Consider the following 15,743-nt stretch of genomic DNA (forward strand, 5'->3'; position numbering starts at 1 on the left):
ACATAGTCGTATAGGGTGTGCAAGCCGTAGCGGCGCAGGGGAACGGCGCATTTCCGCAAAGGTTCCAACCATCCCCGAAATCGGCCCGAAAGGCCGCTTACAGGAAGCTGTACGGATCGACATCGACCTGCACGCGCACGCTGGCGGGAACCTCCACCTGGGCGAGCCAGCGACGCAGGACGGGCTGGATGGCGATGGCTTTCGCGGTCTTCAGCAACAGGCGGCAGCGATGGCGGCCGCGCAGGATCGAGAAGGGAGCAGGGGCGGGGCCGAGGACGCGCACCCCCTCCTCGCGCGGGGCAGTGCGGCCCAGGCGCAGCGCCACAGCCTCCACCAGCCGCTGGTCGGCGCCGGAGACGATCAGCCCGGCCAGCCTTCCATAGGGCGGCATGCCGGCGCGGCGGCGGTCGTCGGCCTCGGCCTCCAGGAACCGGTCGCGGTCGCCCTCGACCAGCGCTTTCAGCACCTTGTGGTCGGGATCGTAGGTTTGCAGCAGCACCCGGCCGGGATGCTCGGCGCGGCCGGCGCGGCCGGCGACCTGGTGCAATATCTGATAAGTCCGCTCCGCCGCGCGCAGATCGCCGCCCATCAGGCCCAGATCGGCGTCGATCACGCCGACCAGCGTCAGCAGCGGGAAATGATGGCCTTTGGCGACGAGCTGCGTGCCGATCAAGATGTCGACCTCGCGCTCGCGCACGCTGCGCAGCAGCTCGCCGACGGCGGCGGGGCCGGCCAGCGTGTCGCTGGCGACTACGGCGAAGCGCGCCTCGGGGAAGGTATGCAGCACCTCCTCGGCGATGCGCTCCACGCCGGGGCCGACTGCCTTGAAGCCATCCGTGCTCTGGCAACTCGGGCATTCGCTGGGCAGCCGGGCGGTATAGCCGCACTGGTGGCATTGCAGCCGGCCGGCCAGCCGATGCTCGACCAGCCAGGCCGTGCAGTTCGGGCAGCCCAGCCGGTGGCCGCAGGAGCCGCACAGCGTCAGCGGCGCATAGCCCCGGCGGTTCAGGAACAGCACCGCCTGCTCGCCGGCTTCCAGCGTGCCGCGCATCGCCTCGACCAGCGGCGGCGATAGCCAGCGACCCGGCGCCGGGCGGTGGGCGCGCATGTCGATGGCCTGGATCATCGGCAGGGCGGCGCCGGCGAAGCGGTCCGGCAGCGTGACCTTGGCGTAGCGCCCGGCCTCCACATTCGCCACCGTCTCCAGCGATGGGGTGGCGGAGACCAGCACGATGGGAATCTCCCCCAGATGCGCGCGCACCACCGCCATGTCGCGGGCATTGTAGGTGACGCCTTCCTCCTGCTTGAAGGCGGGCTCATGTTCCTCGTCGACCACGATCAGGCCGAGATCGGGGAAGGGCAGGAACAGGGCCGAGCGCGCGCCGACCACCACCCCGGCCTTGCCTTCCGATACGGCGCGCCAGCCATCGCGGCGCTGCGCCTGGGTCAGCTCCGAATGCCATTCCAGCGGGCGGCAGCCGAACCGGGCCTCGAAGCGCTCCAGCCAATGCGGGGTCAGCGCGATTTCCGGCAGCAGCACCAGCACTTGCCGGTTGTCCCGCAAGGCGGCGGCGATGGCCTCGAAATACACCTCGGTCTTGCCGGAACCGGTGACGCCATCCAGCAGCGTTGCCGAATAGCCGCCGCCGATTCCCCCGCTCAAGGCCTCGGCGGCGCTCCGCTGATCGTCCGACAGATCGGGACCGGGCAGCGCGGGATCGGGAACCGGCGGGCGAAGGGACGGGGGCAGCAGCACGGTCGCCAGCGCGCCGGCCTCGGCCAGCCCCTTCACCACGCCTGAGGAGACGCCGGCTTCCCGCGCGATGTCGCCGGCGGGCAATGGCGGCAGGTCGCGCAGCAGGGTCAACACCCGGCGGCGCGCGGCGCTCGGGCGCAGCCCTTCAATGTCGAAACCCTCGGCCAGGCGGTAGGCGACGACCGGCTTGGCCGGCTCCAGCGCCGCCGGCACGCTCATCGCCATGCGCAGCACCTGGCCGGGGGCGGCCAGAGTATAGGCGGCGACCCAGCTCACGAAGCGGCGCAGCACCGTGGACATCGGCGGCGCGTCGAGCCGGCCGACCACATCCTTCAGCCGGGCCTCGGCAATATCGCCGCTGCCGCCCAGCGCCCAGACCACGCCCAGCATCTGCCGGCGGCCCAGCGGCACGATGACGAAATCGCCCTCCGCGAGGTCCAGCCCCTCGGGCACGCGGTAATCGTAGCCCTCGCCGATCGGCAGCGGCAGCAGAACGGTGACGCGCGCAAGCGTCGCGTTTTTGTCATGTTGCGTTGCGGCGGCGGCGCTGGCTGTTTTATCCGTCATGGGGTAGGTTTAGCGATGAGCGGGATCGAGGGCGAGCGTTCCTCGATCCCATGTCGTATTCGGATAATGCAAGGACCGTTTTCCTCGATGAAATTCTTCGTCGATACCGCCGATGTTGCCGAGATCCGCGAACTCGCGGGCAGCGGCCTGCTGGACGGCGTGACCACCAACCCCTCCCTGATCGCCAAGAGTGGCCGCAAGATGGCCGATGTGATTGCGGAAATCTGCGCCGTCGTTCCCGGCCCCGTCAGCGCCGAGGTTACGGCGACCGAATCCGAGGGCATGCTGAAGGAAGGCCGCTACCTCGCCAAGATCGCCGACAATGTCGTGGTGAAGCTGCCGCTGACCCCGGAAGGGCTGAAGGCCTGCAAGGCGCTGACCGACGAGGGCACGCAGACCAACGTCACACTGTGCTTCTCCGCCGCCCAGGCGATCCTTGCGGCGAAGGCCGGCGCTACCTATGTCTCGCCCTTCGTCGGCCGGCTCGACGATATCGGCCAGGACGGCATGGAGCTGATCGCCGATATCGTGCAGATCTACGCCAACTATCCGGCCTTCACGACCGAGGTGCTGGTCGCCTCGATCCGCAATCCGGTGCATGTGGTCGATGCCGCGAAGCTAGGCGCCGATGTCTGCACCGTGCCGCCCTCGACCCTGCGCCAGCTGTTCAACCATCCGCTGACCGACAAGGGCCTGGCCGCTTTCCTGGCCGATTGGCAGAAGACCGGCCAGTCCATCCTGTAACCCGAAAGACGCGCGCATGACCGAAGACAGCCGCATCGTCCGCACGCCGAACCCGCCCGCCGCGGCGGGTACGCCGTCGGCCAAGCGTTCGGTCACCGCCGCCGATGTCGAGCAGTATCTGCGGCGCCACCCCGATTTCCTGGTCAAGCATGCGAACCTGGCCGAAGTGCTGGCGCCGCCGACGCGCGACAATGGCGACGGGGTGGTGGACCTGCAATATTTCCTGGTCCACCGGCTGCGCGGCGAGTTGAGCGGCCTGAAGGAACAGCAGCAGAATCTGATCGGCACCATCCGCGCCAACACGGCAAATCAGGCGCGGGTTTACGAAGCGGTGCTGGCGATGCTGAACGCCACCAGCTTCGAGCATTTCATCGAGATTGTGACCAGCGACCTGGCGATCATCCTGGATGTCGACGCGGTGGCGCTGTGCGTCGAGACCAACGGCTTCCTGGATGCCGGCGACCGCATGGCCGGCGTGCGCATCCTGGCGAACGGGCGCATCGACGGGTTGCTGGGCGACGGGCGTGACGTGATGCTGGGCGAGGTGATGCTGGGCGACGCCGATATCTTCGGCGGCGCGGCGACCCTGGTGCAGTCGCAGGCGATGAGCCGGCTGCGTTTCTCGCCCAAGGCCCCGCACGGGCTGCTGGTGTTCGGCTCCCGCCGGGAGGACACTTTCCATCCTGGGCTGGGGACCGAACTGCTGATGTTCCTGTCCCGCGCGCTGGAAAGCTGTGTGCGGCGATGGCTCGACCTGCCGGCGGATTGAGCGTTCCCGATCAGGCGGCCCCCGATCTTCGGGCCGCCATCCTGGACTGGCACCGCTGGCTATCGGAGGAGCGGCAAAGCTCCTCCCATACTGTCGAGGCTTATGGCCGCGATCTTTCCGTCTTTATCGACTTCATGGCCGGGCATCTTGGCGGGGCGATGTCGCTGGCCGACCTTGAGCACCTGAAGGCGGCCGATTTCCGCGCCTATCTGGCGGGGCGCGCGGGCGAGGCCTATGCCCGAAGCTCCACCGCGCGGGCTTTTTCCGTGGTGCGCAGCTTCTTCCGTTTCTTGGAGCGGCACGGCAAGATCGCCAACGCCGCGATCCATTCCGTGCGCACGCCGAAACTGCCGCACGCCGTGCCCAAGGCGTTGAGCGAGGAGGAGGCGGACCGGCTGGTCGACGGCACCGACATCGCCGCCGCCACCGAGGCCGAACCCTGGGTGCTGGCCCGCGACGCCGCGCTGATCACGCTGCTCTATGGCTGCGGCCTGCGCATCGGCGAGGCGCTGGCGCTGAGCCGGGGAGACGCCCCTTCCGGCGATCTGATGCGGGTGACCGGCAAGGGCAACAAGCAGCGCGTGGTGCCGGTGCTGCCGGCGGTGCGCGACTCGATCGCCGGCTATCTGGCGCTCTGCCCGCATGCCGGGGATGCACGCACGCCGCTGTTTCTCGGCGTGCGTGGCGGGGCGCTTAATCCGCGCCTCGTCCAGGGGCTGATGCAGAAGCTCCGCGCCGCGCTCGATTTACCCGACAGCGCCACGCCGCACGCCCTGCGCCACAGCTTCGCGACGCATCTGCTCGCCGGCGGGGGCGATCTGCGTGCAATCCAGGAATTGCTCGGCCACGCCTCGCTCTCCACCACCCAGCGCTATACCGATGTGGATTCGGCCAAGCTGCTTGCCGTTCACCGTGCCGCGCATCCCCGGGCCGGGCGGTAACGCAAAAGCCCCGGCCTGGGGCCGGGGCTTCGCGGAATCTCTCAAGATCGGTCCTGGTCAGACGATCTCGACCAATTCGATATCGAAGGTGAGATCCTTGCCAGCCAGCGGATGGTTGGCGTCGAGCGTCACCGACTGGTCTGACACGGACGTGACCGTCAGCAGCAGCGGCTGGCTGTTCGGGCCCTGCGCCTGAAGCTGCAGGCCTTCCTGGAAATCGATGTCCTGCGGCAGGGAAACGCGCTCGATCTCCTGCACGAGGTCGGGACGGTGCGTGCCATAAGCGTCTTCGGCCGGTACGGTGACCGTGCGACTCTCGCCCGGCTGCAGGCCCAGGGCAGCCTGCTCGAAGCCACCGATCACCTGGCCCTGGCCGACGGTGAACTGCAAGGGATCCCGCCCGACCGAGGAATCGAACTGCGCCCCATCCTCAAGCGTGCCTGTATAATGTACGCGGACGGTATCGCCCGATTTCACAGCGGTCATAAGCCGCCTCCTGATCTCAATAGGTTCCGCACGCCGCATGGGGTGCGTTGGATCGGTGAGCCCTCCAGGGCCTCACCGGTTCTGGCCATTCCGGAAGCAGTACATCCGGAATTGCGTAAATATCGCCCGACACGATGCCGGACGGCAAGCATTGCAGATGGGTCCGCGAGGCGGCGGCATCAACCCGGCCAAGCAATTCTCCGCCAAATTGTATCTTGTAGAATTCAATATGCGGAAATATGTTTCGTATTATCGAATAAGAACCGAGGTAAAATCGGGAGGAGGACGCCATGGCCCATCAGGAATTGGAAATCAGGAAGATAGCCGGCGCGATCGGCGCGGAGATTCACGGGGTGGATCTGTCGCAACCCCTGGGCGACAACGTCGTCGGGGCTATCCGCCAGGCTTACCTGGACAATCTCGTGATCTTTTTCCGCGATCAGGATTTATCCCCGGCGCAGTTCCTGGATTTCTCCAAGCGGTTCGGACAGCCGGTCGAATATCCCTTCGTGAAGGGCATCGACGGCTTCCCGGAGATCATCCAGGTTGCCAAGCTGGAGCATGAGACGGTGAATTTCGGCGGCGTCTGGCACTCCGACACCACCTATCTCGAAAAGCCGCCGATGGGAACCATGCTGATCGCCCGCGAAGTGCCGCCCTATGGCGGCGACACGCTGTTCGCCAATCAATACGCGGCCTATGAGGCGCTGTCGGACAAGATGAAGGAGCTGCTGGACGGGCTGGTCGGCATCAGCAGCTCGGCCAAGGCGGACGTCTCCAAGACCCGCGAGGACCGCATCAAGGACAGCGCCAACACGCAGGCCAGCAGCAGCTACCTGTCGGAGCATCCGGTGGTGCGCACCCACCCGGAAACCGGCCGCAAGGCGCTTTACATCAACACCGCGCACACGGTCGCCTTCAAGGGCATGACCGAGGCGGAGAGCGCGCCGATTCTGAATTTCCTGTTCCAGCACCAGATCAAGCCGGAATATACGTGCCGCTTCTCCTGGCGGCCCGGCTCCATCGCCTTCTGGGACAACCGCGCGGCCCAGCATAATCCGATCAACGATTATCACGGCTTCCGCCGGGTCATGCACCGCATCACCCTGGCCGGCGACACGCCGGTCTGACGCGGGCGTTACAGCCCGCGCAATTCAGCGGCCAGGGAATCGAAGGCGGCGCCGACTTCCATGAGATGGGCGAGATAGGCATCCCGATTCTGCTGCATGCGCGCGATGGGACCGGCCAGGGCCACGCCCAGAGTCTCGTCCAGCAGGTGGCGGGAGATCGAGATCGCCATCACATCGACGATGTTCTCGCCCAGCGTCTGGTACCAGCCGCGGGCGCGTGAGGCGTCCAGCTCCTCAGTCAGCGCCTTTGCGTCGGTGACGGTGTTCTCGGTGACGCGCGGCAATTTCAGCCGGGCAAGCAGGGCGGCCAGCTCGGCCGCTTCCATCTGGCCCAGCAGCGACTTGCCGATGGCGCTGGAATGCAGCGGCTTCAGATCGCCGGGGCTGGAGGTGTAGCGCACGATGTGGCTGCCCTCGATCACCTCCAGATAGGTGATCTGGTCGCCCTGGCGCTTGCCCAGCAGCACGGTCTCGCCGGTTGCCTTCATCAGCCCTTCGAGGATCGGCGTCAGCTTCTCCAGCAGCGGGTCGTGCCGGGCGATCGCCTGGGCGATGGTGAGCAGGCGCTTGGTCGGGTAGACCCGCTTGCGATGATCCAGAATATAGACATAGCCGCGCGATTGCAGGGTACGGACCAGCGAATGGCAGCTGCTGATCGGCGCGTTGATGCGCTGCGCGATCTCGGTCAGCGATAGTGGCGCGCGGGCCTTGGCGAATATTTCCAACAGATCGAGCGTTCGCGCCGCCGTCTTGACCGAATCCTGCCCTGCCATGCCATCCACGCTTTTGCTTATTGGTTGCCGCCAACAGTAAACGCGGTCGCGGCAGTTGCAAGCCGAAAGCCGCCGCGAAACTCCCCCTGAATTTGCTTGGGGTAATAAAATTACCTTACTATCGATTTCGATAAAGAGAAAAGTCTTTCAACGCACGGAAGACGGCGATATCGTTGCGCCTCGTTCAACAGGGCGGTCCGGCCCGTATCCGGATCGCATCCATAACAGATGCGGGAAGCGTCAAGTCCCAGCGCCAGATTGGGCCGCCGCTTACCCGGGATGGAGGAAGACATGACCCAGTCGCCGCGCTCCCGCGCCTTTTCGAGCATGATTCGCACCGGCATGGCGGGTCTCGCGCTTGCCGCCGGCCTGGCCGTCGCGACCGGCCCCGCCTCGGCCCAGCGCCTGGCGATGGGCGGCACGCATGGCCAGTCCGCCTTCTATGCCTATCAGGTCGCCGTGGTGTCGGACTGGAACAAGACGCTGGGCATGAATATGAGCATCCAGGAGCTGGGGGGCGCCTCGGCCTCGACCACGGCGCTGATGCGCGGCGAGGTCGATATGGGCATCGCCGTGACCTCCAGCGACTATGCCACCATGAAGGGCAAGGGCGGCGAGAAGCTGCGGACGCTGTATTATTTCGCGCCGCTGCCGGCCAATTGGGTGGTTGCCGCCGATTCCGACATCAAGAGCATGTCCGACCTGGCCGGCAAGCAGTTCAATCCGGGCGGTCGCGGCTCGGCCACGGAAAAGCAGGCCGACGAGATCATGAAGGTGCTTGGCATCGCGCCGGAGATGTTCCGCGCCGGCGGCACGGATGCGCTGGAATCTTATCAGAACCGTCGCATCGTCGGTTTCATGAAGGCCGGCCTGCACCCTGACGGCTATATCCAGCAGGCGCACGCCTCGCGGCCGATCAGGATGATCCCGATGACCCAGGCCGAGGCCGAGAAGGTCGTGACGGAAATCCCTTATTTCAGCGTCGCCAAGGTGACGCCCGGCGATAATTACGGCAGTCAGCCGGCCGATATCACGACGGTGCAGACCGCCATCGGCATCAACACCACCAGCGATCTGCCGGAAAAGGTGGCCTATGAGGTCGCTAAGCGGATTTTCTCGGCCGAAGGCATGGCGGCGGCCAAAAGCGGCTATCCCGCCGCTGACCGGGTGATTCCGGCCGACCTGACGCTGTCGGCTTCGGTCGCGCCGCTGCATCCCGGCGTCGCGCGTTACTTCAAGGAAGTCGGCGCCGCCGTGCCGGCGCGCCTCGCCGCAAAATAAGCTTCTGCAATCCAACCGACCTGGACCGCCAGCGCCCCGCGCTGGCGGTCGCCCTTTTGCAAGACACGACACGAACATGGAACCTGAAGAGAGAGAAAGCGGCTACCGCAAATATGGCGGTCTCGCCGGCGCGGCCTTGGCCGCAGCGGCGATCATTTGGGTTCTGTTCCATGTCTACACCGCGGGCGTGGGCACGCTGCCGAACTATCAGCAGCGCGCGGTGCATCTGGGCGGCGCTTTGGCGCTGGTGTTCCTGCTCTATAGTGGCACGAAGCGCGATTCCACGCTGCTGCGTCTGCTCGACCTGATTCCGGCCGCGCTCAGCATCCTGGTGCTGGGCTACATCGTCTGGAACTACAACACCATCGTCGAGAATACCTGGTTCACCGACGAGCCGGTTGAGAAGCTGTTCGGCGTGCTGCTGCTGCTGCTGGTGCTGGAAGGCGTGCGGCGCGCGCTGGGCTGGCTGTTCGTTGGGATGATCGTTGCCTTCTATCTCTACGCCTATTTCGGCAATTACATTCCCGGCATGCTGGGCCATCGCGGCCTGTCGATCGATCGGCTGATCTATGCCTTCTATCTGGGCGAGAACGGGTTGCTTGGCCCGTTGATGGGCATTTCCGCCACCGTCGTCACGCTGTTCCTGATCCTGGGCGCGCTGCTGAACAGCAGCGGGGCGGGGCAGGTGTTCATCCTGGTCGCCATGCGGATCGGCGGCAGGGTGCGCGGCGGCGCGGGCATGGTCGCGGTGTTCGGCAGCGCCTTCATGGGCATGGTGAACGGCAGCACGGTTGCCAACGTGACCAGCACCGGCGTGCTGACCATCCCGCTGATGAAGCGCTTCGGCTTCAAGCCGGAATTCGCCGGCGCGGTGGAGGCGGTGGCCTCGACCGGTGGCCAGATCATGCCGCCGGTCATGGGACCGGGCGCCTTCCTGATGGCCGAGCTGCTGGGCGTGGCCTATCTGCAGGTGGTGACGGCCGCCCTGGTGCCGTCGCTGCTGTTCTTCCTGGCGCTGCTGATCGGCGTCTATCTCTACGCGCTGAAATATGATTTGAAGCCGCTGCCGGCGGAACTGATCCCCTCGGCCCGCGAGGCCTTCGCGCCTTACCCGATGATCAGCCTGCTGATTCCAATCGGCATTCTGATCTATTTCATCGTCAACCAGTACACGATCCAGCTCGCCGTGTTCTGGGCGATCATCGCCATCGTGGCGCTGATGCTGATCGGCGTGCTGCTGCGTCCGCAGACCGCGACCTCCGAGGCGGCGGACCGGGCGCGCGACGTGGCCGGGCTGGACGCGCCGTCGCCGGCTCCGCTGGCCGAGCCGGCATTGCCGCTGGGCGAGCGCCTGTCGGTCATGGTCCGCTCGGTCCTGGACGGCCTCTATGAGGCGGCGCGCGGCGTGGTGTTCATCGCCATGATCATCGCGGCGGCGCAGATCATCGTCTCGCTGATCAACCTGACCGGCCTGGGCATCACCTTCTCGCAGCTCATCGTCAATATCGGCCAGGGCCATATCCTGCTGTCGCTGGTGCTGACCATGATCATCGCCATCGTGCTGGGCATGGGCATGCCGACGCCCGCCGCCTACGCGGTGGGGGCGGCCGTGCTGGCCCCGCCGCTGATCAATCTGGGTTTCGATCTGCTGCCGGCGCATCTGTTCCTGTATTTCTTCGCCAGCGTCTCGGCCATCACCCCGCCGGTCGCGGCCGGCGTGTTCGCCGCCGTGGCGATCAGCGGCGGCACCATCATGGGCACCGCCGCCTATGCGATGATCCTGGCCTGCAGCCTGTTCCTGATCCCCTTCATGTTCATCATGAATCCGGAGCTGACATTGCAGGGCAATCCGCTCGACGTCGGGCTGGCGATGGTGTCGGCGACCATCGGCATCGTGTTCATGTCGATCACCGCCATCGGCTATTGCCGGGGGCCGGTCTCCTGGGGGCCACGTATTCTTCTGGCGCTCGGCGCGGTGGCGCTGATCGACCCAAGCTGGCTGACCGACCTGGCCGGCGTTGTGCTGGCCGGGCTGGGCCTCGCCTGGCATCTTCGCTTCGACAAGCAGGCCCGCCGCCTAGCCGTGCAAGATTGATCGTTCGTTCGTTTCAAGAGGAAATCCGATGAAGATCGCCATTCTGGGCGCCGGGGCCATGGGCTCCGTCTATGGCGCCATCCTGGCCCGCGCCGGCGACAATGACGTCTGGCTGGTGGATCGCTGGCAGGACCATGTCGACGCCATCCGCGCCAATGGGCTGAAAATCACCGGGGCCAGCGGCGACTGGATGTCGCCCTCCAAGGCCACCACCGATCCGGCCGAGGTCGGCCTGTGCGAACTGGTTATCGTCGCCACCAAGACCCGCGACATCGAGGCGGCGCTGGCCGGGGCCAAGCCGATGATCGGCCCGGACACGCTGCTGTTGTCGATCCAGAACGGCCTAGGCGCCTACGACATCCTGGTGAAGAGCGTGTCGAAGGACCGGCTGCTGCTGGGCATCGCCGGCGGTTTCGGCGCGACCATCCCGACGCCGGGGCATGTGCATCATAACGGCTTCGAGATCGTGAAGATCGGCGCGACTATCGACTCCGCGCAGCCCGCCGCCGAGACGGTGGCGAAAATCTGGGCCGATGCCGGCTTCCGCGCCGAGGCCGCACCGGACATCCAGTCGATGATCTGGTCGAAGCTGATCTGCAACGTCACCTACAGCGCGGTGTGCGGCATCACCGGCCTGACCATCGGCCAGGTGATGGAGACGCCGGAAGCCTGGCGCGTGGCCTCATCCTGCGCGTCGGAGGCCTTTGCCGTCGCCAAGGCGCGCGGCATCAATCTCAGCTTCGACGATCCGGTCGCCTATGTGCACAAGTTCGGCTCCGCCATTCCGGGGGCGAAGCCCTCGCTGCTGCTCGACCGGCTGGCCGGCCGGCAGGGCGAGATCGACTTCCTGAACGGCGCGGTTGCCGACGAGGGCGCGAAGCTGGGCGTGGCGGCCCCGACCAATTCCATCGTGGCCGGCCTGGTCCGCGCCATGGAGGCGCATGACATGCGCCCGGCTTCCCACAAGAACTGAGGACAGACACAATGTTCCGCAAAGATGGCTGGTATCGCTCGATCCTCTACGCTCCGGCGCACCGCGACAATCTGGAGCAGGTCTTCGCCAACACGCCCGCCGATGTGGTGATGCTGGATCTGGAGGATGGGGTGCCGCTGGCCGACAAGCCGGCCGCCCGGGTGAAGGCGACCGCGCTTGCCAGGCAGAGCTGGACCCCGCTGGTGGCGCTGCGCGTCAACAAGGCCGATAGCGGGATGATCCCGGAGGACCTGGAATGTTTCGGTCCCGGCATCGGGGCCGTGATCCTGCCGAAGGCCGAGCGCGTCGCCGATCTCCAGGATATCGACCGCCGCCTGACCGAGAAGGAAAAGGCGCTGGGCATCGAGGCTGGGCGTACGAAGATCATCGGCTTGGTCGAAAGCTGCCTGGGCGCGCTGGAGGCGGCCAATCTGGCGCGCGCCACGCCGCGCATGCTGACGCTGGGCATTGGCGCGTCCGACTTTGTGGCCGATATCGGCAGCCCGGTCACCCGCGCCACGCTGGACCCGGAGGCGCTGTCGCTGCCGCGCCGCATGTTGGTGCTGGCGGCCCGCGCCGCCGGCCTCAGCGGCCCGTTCGATGGCGGCCAGTTCCCACCGGGCAAGCCGGGCTGGGGCGAGGCGTGCGACATGGTCCGGCGCATCGGCTTCCAGGGCAAGGTCTGCTTCGACGATGCCCAGGCCGCAGAAGCCAATGCCGTGTTTTCCGCCCGGGAGGGGGAGACGCTGCGATAAAGCGAACAGACGTTAAGGAATTACACATCAGTGACGGGCAGAATGGCGTTCATCAGCCATTCGAGAAGCCCCTATGGTCGCTGGCAGCAATTCCTGGACGTTCCTGGACGAACTTGACGATCCTGCGAGTCTGAACAGCAGTATCCTCTATCTCTATCGCTATTGGCGCAACATCTCGCCGGCAGGCAGCTTGCCGGGCCGGCAGCATTTCGACCCGCTGCATGTGCCGCACCTGATGCCGCGGGTGTGGATGCTGGATGTCGTGCGCCCGGAACTGCGCCTGCGCTATCGCCTGGTCGGCACGCGCGAAGTAGCGACGCTGGAGCGCGACCCGACCGGCGAATGGCTGGACGAGGTGCATCCGGTGGTAAAGGAGGATCCGGTGTTGGCCAGCCGCTATCGTCATACCGTGGAAACCGGCCGGCCGACCTATCGGTTCGGCAATGTGCGCTTCGCCCACGATAAATTGCACCAGAAGGTAGAAAACATCATCCTGCCTTTCGCCCGCGATGGCGTGGAGGTGGACATGCTGCTGGCCTTCTCGATCCTATATCGCAGCGACGGCACGGAAATATAGGTGTGTCGGCCTGCACGCGATGGCTTGCCAGCCATAGGGAAATGGCGCAGATACCCCATCTCGTTTCAGGCAGGGGGAAATATGGCGGGCATGAAGTCGAAGCTGGCGGCGGCGCGGCGCAGCGTTGTGGGGCAGGCGGTGCTGGTCGTGCTGGGGGTGGCGCTGCTGGCGGCCTGTTCCTGGATCGACGTGCCGATGTATCCGGTGCCGATGACGTTGCAGAGCTTCGCGGTGCTGCTGGTCGGCTTCGTCTATGGGCCGTGGCTGGGGCTGGTCACCGTGCTGGCCTGGCTGGGGGCGACGGCGCTGGGCCTGCCGCTGCTCTCCGGCGGAGCCGCCGGGTTGACGCCTTTTACCGGGCGCACCGCCGGCTATATCGCGGCTTTCCCCATCGTCGCCTGGCTGGCCGGTCATCTGTCGCGCCGGCATGGCGGCTTCGTGCGGCTCGGCGTCATCGGGATTATCGGGCATGCCGTGCTGCTGGCGATGGGGGTGGCCTGGCTGGCGCAATCCATTGGCTGGGCCAAGGCCTGGCAGTTCGGCGCGCAGCCCTTCCTGGCCGGGATGCTGGTGAAGAGCCTGCTGGCCGCGCTGGGCGCCCGGCTGGCAGGTAAGTAAGCCACCGCCAATGGAAACCCCCGGCTGCTTGTGATACCCCTTTACGGGTCGTCCATCGCAGCCGGAGGTGAAGATGAGTTGGCATAATGCGCAAGACCCGATGCCTGGCGACAAGAGAAGCTGCGACGCGCTGGAACTGGTGATCGTGCCGCGCGCCCGCGATCTGGGCGGTTTTTCGGTCCGCCGCGCGCTGCCCTCGGCGCAGCGCCGCATGGTCGGACCCTTCATCTTTCTCGATCAGATGGGCCCGGCGCATTTTGCACCCGATACCGGTATCGATGTGCGCCCGCACCCGCATATCGGTCTTGCGACGGTGACCTATCTGTTCGATGGCGAGATCATGCACCGCGATTCGCTGGGCAGCGCGCAGCCGATCAAGCCGGGGGCGCTGAACTGGATGACCGCCGGGCGCGGCATCAGTCATTCCGAGCGCACCCCGCCGGAACTGCGGGCCCGTGGCGCGGCGCTCTCCGGCATCCAGGCCTGGGTGGCGCTGCCGGAGGATAAGGAGGAGACCGAGCCGGCCTTCGAGCATTTCGGCGCGCACCTGCTGCCCTCCATTATCGGCGAGGGCAAGGCTATCCGCATTATCGCCGGTTCGATGTTCGGCGCCTCCTCCCCGGTGAAGACCGCCAGTCCGCTCTTCTACGCCGACGTGGCGATGGAGGCCGGTTCCTCCTTCCCGCTCGATCCCGATGAGGAGCGCGCGCTCTATATCGCCAGCGGCACGGTGGAGATTGCCGGCGAAAGCTTCGGCGAAGGGAACCTGCTGGTGTTTCGTCCCGGTGACCGCATCACCGTGAAAGCCGTGGAGGATGCCCGCTTCATGGCGCTGGGCGGCGCGCCGATGGAAAAGCCGCGCTTCATCTGGTGGAATTTCGTCTCCTCCTCGAAAGAACGCATCGAGCAGGCCAAGGAGGACTGGAAATCAGGCCGCTTCGCCCTGGTGCCCGGCGACGACGAATTCATCCCGCTGCCGGATTTCGGCGGCTAGGGCAATACACCCGTGCCGAGCGCGCGGGTTGCAAGCGGCGGCGTGAAGGCCGATCCTTAAGGCATATCCCGGCGACGCTTTCGTCGCCGCCCCCGTTGAAAGGGCACGACATGCCTGCTTTTTCCATTCTCGATCTGGCCCCGGTGCCGCAGGGCGGCGCGCCGGCCGACGCGCTGCGCAACACGCTGGATTTGGCGCAGAACGCCGAACGCCTCGGCTATAACCGCTATTGGCTGGCCGAACATCACAATATGACCGGCATCGCCAGCGCCGCCACCTCGGTGGTCATCGGCTATGTCGCCGGCGGCACCAAGACGATCCGCGTGGGCGCGGGCGGCATCATGCTGCCGAACCATTCGCCGCTGGTGATCGCCGAGCAGTTCGGCACGCTGGCGACGCTGTATCCCGGCCGCATCGATCTCGGCCTCGGTCGCGCGCCGGGCACCGACCAGCGCACGTTGCGCGCGCTGCGCCGCTCGCCCGACACCGCCGACAGCTTCCCCCAGGACGTGCTGGAATTGCAGGCGCTGCTGGGCCCGTTGCAGCCGAACCAGCTGATCCAGGCGGTGCCCGGCACGGACACCAACGTGCCGCTGTGGATTCTGGGCTCCAGCCTGTTCGGCGCACAGCTCGCCGCCATGCTGGGGTTGCCCTACGCCTTCGCCTCGCATTTCGCGCCGGATGCGCTGATGCAGGCCTTGCAGGTCTATCGCGAAGGCTTCCGCCCCTCGGCGCAGCTCGACCGGCCGCATGCGATGGTCGGCATCAACGTCTTCGCCGCCGAGACTGACGCGGAGGCGCAATATCTGTTCACTTCCGCCCAGCAGCGCTTCCTCGGCATGATCCGCGGCCAGCGCGGCCTGTTGCCGCCGCCGATCCCGGTGGAGGAGATGGAGCGGATGTGGTCGCCGATGGAAAAGGCGCAGGCCTCGCGCATGTTGTCCTGCTCCTTCGTCGGCGCGCCGGACACCATCCGACGGGAGCTGGAAAGCTTCGTCGCGCGCACCGGCGCGGACGAGCTGATGATCGCCTCCGCCATCCACGACCATAAGGCGCGCGTGCGCTCCTATGCGCTGATGGCGGAACTGCAGCCGGCCTTTGCGCGGGCGTATGAGGCGGCGTCCTAGCCTGCCGCCGCTACCCTTAGAGACGCCGCCCAAGGGGCTTGGGCGGCTCCTCGGGGTCAGCGTACTGGGGCGCTGCGCCGGTGTCGCCTGGCGAGGGGCCCAGGCCGGGCCATTCTAAGATACCCCGGTGCCACTTGGTGACCTCATGCTGAGGAGC

General features: G+C 66.4%; 15 protein-coding genes. 12 read left to right on the top strand and 3 right to left on the bottom strand.

The annotated features are described in order from the left end of the window. Positions 1 to 97: 97 nt before the first annotated feature. Complete coding sequence (locus AUP43_RS09665) at positions 98 to 2,323, bottom strand: primosomal protein N' (RefSeq protein WP_084462693.1); 2,226 nt, start codon at positions 2,321 to 2,323, stop codon at positions 98 to 100. A gap of 87 nt (positions 2,324 to 2,410) precedes the next feature. Between AUP43_RS09665 and fsa the strand changes: the two genes are divergently transcribed. The 3 genes from fsa to AUP43_RS09680 are packed head-to-tail and all read left to right on the top strand — an operon-like array spanning position 2,411 to position 4,777. Continuing rightward, a complete protein-coding gene (gene fsa, locus AUP43_RS09670; RefSeq protein WP_067555823.1) occupies positions 2,411 to 3,067 on the top strand; it encodes a fructose-6-phosphate aldolase in 657 nt (218 codons plus the stop codon). 16 nt (positions 3,068 to 3,083) lie between these two features. Beyond that, positions 3,084 to 3,836, top strand: a complete 753-nt coding sequence (locus AUP43_RS09675; protein WP_067555826.1) for a DUF484 family protein — start codon at positions 3,084 to 3,086, stop codon at positions 3,834 to 3,836. After that, positions 3,812 to 4,777 carry a tyrosine recombinase XerC gene (locus tag AUP43_RS09680; RefSeq protein WP_067555829.1) on the top strand — a complete coding sequence of 322 codons (966 nt, stop codon included), beginning with the start codon at positions 3,812 to 3,814 and terminating at the stop codon, positions 4,775 to 4,777. The genes AUP43_RS09675 and AUP43_RS09680 overlap by 25 nt, the downstream gene beginning before the upstream one ends. A 57-nt stretch (positions 4,778 to 4,834) precedes the next feature. Here the strand turns inward: AUP43_RS09680 and AUP43_RS09685 are convergent, their stop codons facing one another. Next, a complete protein-coding gene (locus AUP43_RS09685; protein WP_067555832.1) occupies positions 4,835 to 5,263 on the bottom strand; it encodes an FKBP-type peptidyl-prolyl cis-trans isomerase in 429 nt (142 codons plus the stop codon). Positions 5,264 to 5,553: 290 nt separating this feature from the next. Between AUP43_RS09685 and AUP43_RS09690 the strand changes: the two genes are divergently transcribed. Further along, a complete protein-coding gene (locus tag AUP43_RS09690) occupies positions 5,554 to 6,393 on the top strand; it encodes a TauD/TfdA dioxygenase family protein (protein ID WP_067555835.1) in 840 nt (279 codons plus the stop codon). A gap of 8 nt (positions 6,394 to 6,401) precedes the next feature. Here AUP43_RS09690 and AUP43_RS09695 read toward each other — a convergent pair whose 3' ends face one another. Beyond that, positions 6,402 to 7,166, bottom strand: coding sequence for an IclR family transcriptional regulator (locus AUP43_RS09695; RefSeq protein WP_067555838.1), 765 nt, complete (start codon positions 7,164 to 7,166; stop codon positions 6,402 to 6,404). A gap of 291 nt (positions 7,167 to 7,457) precedes the next feature. Between AUP43_RS09695 and AUP43_RS09700 the strand changes: the two genes are divergently transcribed. The 8 genes from AUP43_RS09700 (at position 7,458) to AUP43_RS09735 (ending at position 15,586) form a co-directional block, all read left to right on the top strand. Further along, positions 7,458 to 8,447 carry a TAXI family TRAP transporter solute-binding subunit gene (locus tag AUP43_RS09700; RefSeq protein ID WP_067555841.1) on the top strand — a complete coding sequence of 330 codons (990 nt, stop codon included), beginning with the start codon at positions 7,458 to 7,460 and terminating at the stop codon, positions 8,445 to 8,447. 76 nt (positions 8,448 to 8,523) lie between these two features. Further along, positions 8,524 to 10,542 (top strand): TRAP transporter permease, encoded by a 2,019-nt coding sequence (locus AUP43_RS09705; protein WP_067555845.1) that lies wholly within the window; start codon positions 8,524 to 8,526, stop codon positions 10,540 to 10,542. Between the two features lie 28 nt (positions 10,543 to 10,570). After that, the gene (locus tag AUP43_RS09710; RefSeq protein WP_067555849.1) at positions 10,571 to 11,515 is read left to right on the top strand and encodes a ketopantoate reductase family protein; all 945 of its coding nucleotides are present in this window, start codon (positions 10,571 to 10,573) and stop codon (positions 11,513 to 11,515) included. A gap of 11 nt (positions 11,516 to 11,526) precedes the next feature. Next, on the top strand, positions 11,527 to 12,270 hold the full coding sequence (locus AUP43_RS09715) for an HpcH/HpaI aldolase/citrate lyase family protein (RefSeq protein WP_067555853.1): 744 nt from the start codon (positions 11,527 to 11,529) through the stop codon (positions 12,268 to 12,270). A gap of 73 nt (positions 12,271 to 12,343) precedes the next feature. Continuing rightward, on the top strand, positions 12,344 to 12,847 hold the full coding sequence (locus tag AUP43_RS09720) for a PAS domain-containing protein (RefSeq protein WP_067555856.1): 504 nt from the start codon (positions 12,344 to 12,346) through the stop codon (positions 12,845 to 12,847). A gap of 90 nt (positions 12,848 to 12,937) precedes the next feature. Beyond that, on the top strand, positions 12,938 to 13,465 hold the full coding sequence (locus AUP43_RS09725) for a biotin transporter BioY (protein ID WP_084462695.1): 528 nt from the start codon (positions 12,938 to 12,940) through the stop codon (positions 13,463 to 13,465). Positions 13,466 to 13,538: 73 nt separating this feature from the next. Further along, complete coding sequence (locus AUP43_RS09730; protein WP_067555862.1) at positions 13,539 to 14,459, top strand: pirin family protein; 921 nt, start codon at positions 13,539 to 13,541, stop codon at positions 14,457 to 14,459. A gap of 110 nt (positions 14,460 to 14,569) precedes the next feature. Next, complete coding sequence (locus AUP43_RS09735; protein WP_067555865.1) at positions 14,570 to 15,586, top strand: LLM class flavin-dependent oxidoreductase; 1,017 nt, start codon at positions 14,570 to 14,572, stop codon at positions 15,584 to 15,586. Positions 15,587 to 15,743: the final 157 nt, after the last annotated feature.

This window comes from Oceanibaculum pacificum (genome assembly GCF_001618175.1).
GTDB lineage: Bacteria > Pseudomonadota > Alphaproteobacteria > Oceanibaculales > Oceanibaculaceae > Oceanibaculum > Oceanibaculum pacificum.

What these genes read in the sequence shown, in the direction of transcription:
- AUP43_RS09710 (WP_067555849.1), top strand. Translation starts at nt 10,571, where the DNA reads ATGAAGATCGCCATTCTGGGCGCCGGGGCCATGGGCTCCGTCTATGGC.
- AUP43_RS09695 (WP_067555838.1), bottom strand. Translation starts at nt 7,166, where the DNA reads ATGGCAGGGCAGGATTCGGTCAAGACGGCGGCGCGAACGCTCGATCTG.
- AUP43_RS09735 (WP_067555865.1), top strand. Translation starts at nt 14,570, where the DNA reads ATGCCTGCTTTTTCCATTCTCGATCTGGCCCCGGTGCCGCAGGGCGGC.
- AUP43_RS09705 (WP_067555845.1), top strand. Translation starts at nt 8,524, where the DNA reads ATGGAACCTGAAGAGAGAGAAAGCGGCTACCGCAAATATGGCGGTCTC.
- AUP43_RS09720 (WP_067555856.1), top strand. Translation starts at nt 12,344, where the DNA reads ATGGTCGCTGGCAGCAATTCCTGGACGTTCCTGGACGAACTTGACGAT.
- AUP43_RS09700 (WP_067555841.1), top strand. Translation starts at nt 7,458, where the DNA reads ATGACCCAGTCGCCGCGCTCCCGCGCCTTTTCGAGCATGATTCGCACC.
- AUP43_RS09675 (WP_067555826.1), top strand. Translation starts at nt 3,084, where the DNA reads ATGACCGAAGACAGCCGCATCGTCCGCACGCCGAACCCGCCCGCCGCG.
- AUP43_RS09680 (WP_067555829.1), top strand. Translation starts at nt 3,812, where the DNA reads ATGGCTCGACCTGCCGGCGGATTGAGCGTTCCCGATCAGGCGGCCCCC.
- AUP43_RS09665 (WP_084462693.1), bottom strand. Translation starts at nt 2,323, where the DNA reads ATGACGGATAAAACAGCCAGCGCCGCCGCCGCAACGCAACATGACAAA.
- fsa (WP_067555823.1), top strand. Translation starts at nt 2,411, where the DNA reads ATGAAATTCTTCGTCGATACCGCCGATGTTGCCGAGATCCGCGAACTC.
- AUP43_RS09725 (WP_084462695.1), top strand. Translation starts at nt 12,938, where the DNA reads ATGAAGTCGAAGCTGGCGGCGGCGCGGCGCAGCGTTGTGGGGCAGGCG.
- AUP43_RS09715 (WP_067555853.1), top strand. Translation starts at nt 11,527, where the DNA reads ATGTTCCGCAAAGATGGCTGGTATCGCTCGATCCTCTACGCTCCGGCG.
- AUP43_RS09685 (WP_067555832.1), bottom strand. Translation starts at nt 5,263, where the DNA reads ATGACCGCTGTGAAATCGGGCGATACCGTCCGCGTACATTATACAGGC.
- AUP43_RS09730 (WP_067555862.1), top strand. Translation starts at nt 13,539, where the DNA reads ATGAGTTGGCATAATGCGCAAGACCCGATGCCTGGCGACAAGAGAAGC.
- AUP43_RS09690 (WP_067555835.1), top strand. Translation starts at nt 5,554, where the DNA reads ATGGCCCATCAGGAATTGGAAATCAGGAAGATAGCCGGCGCGATCGGC.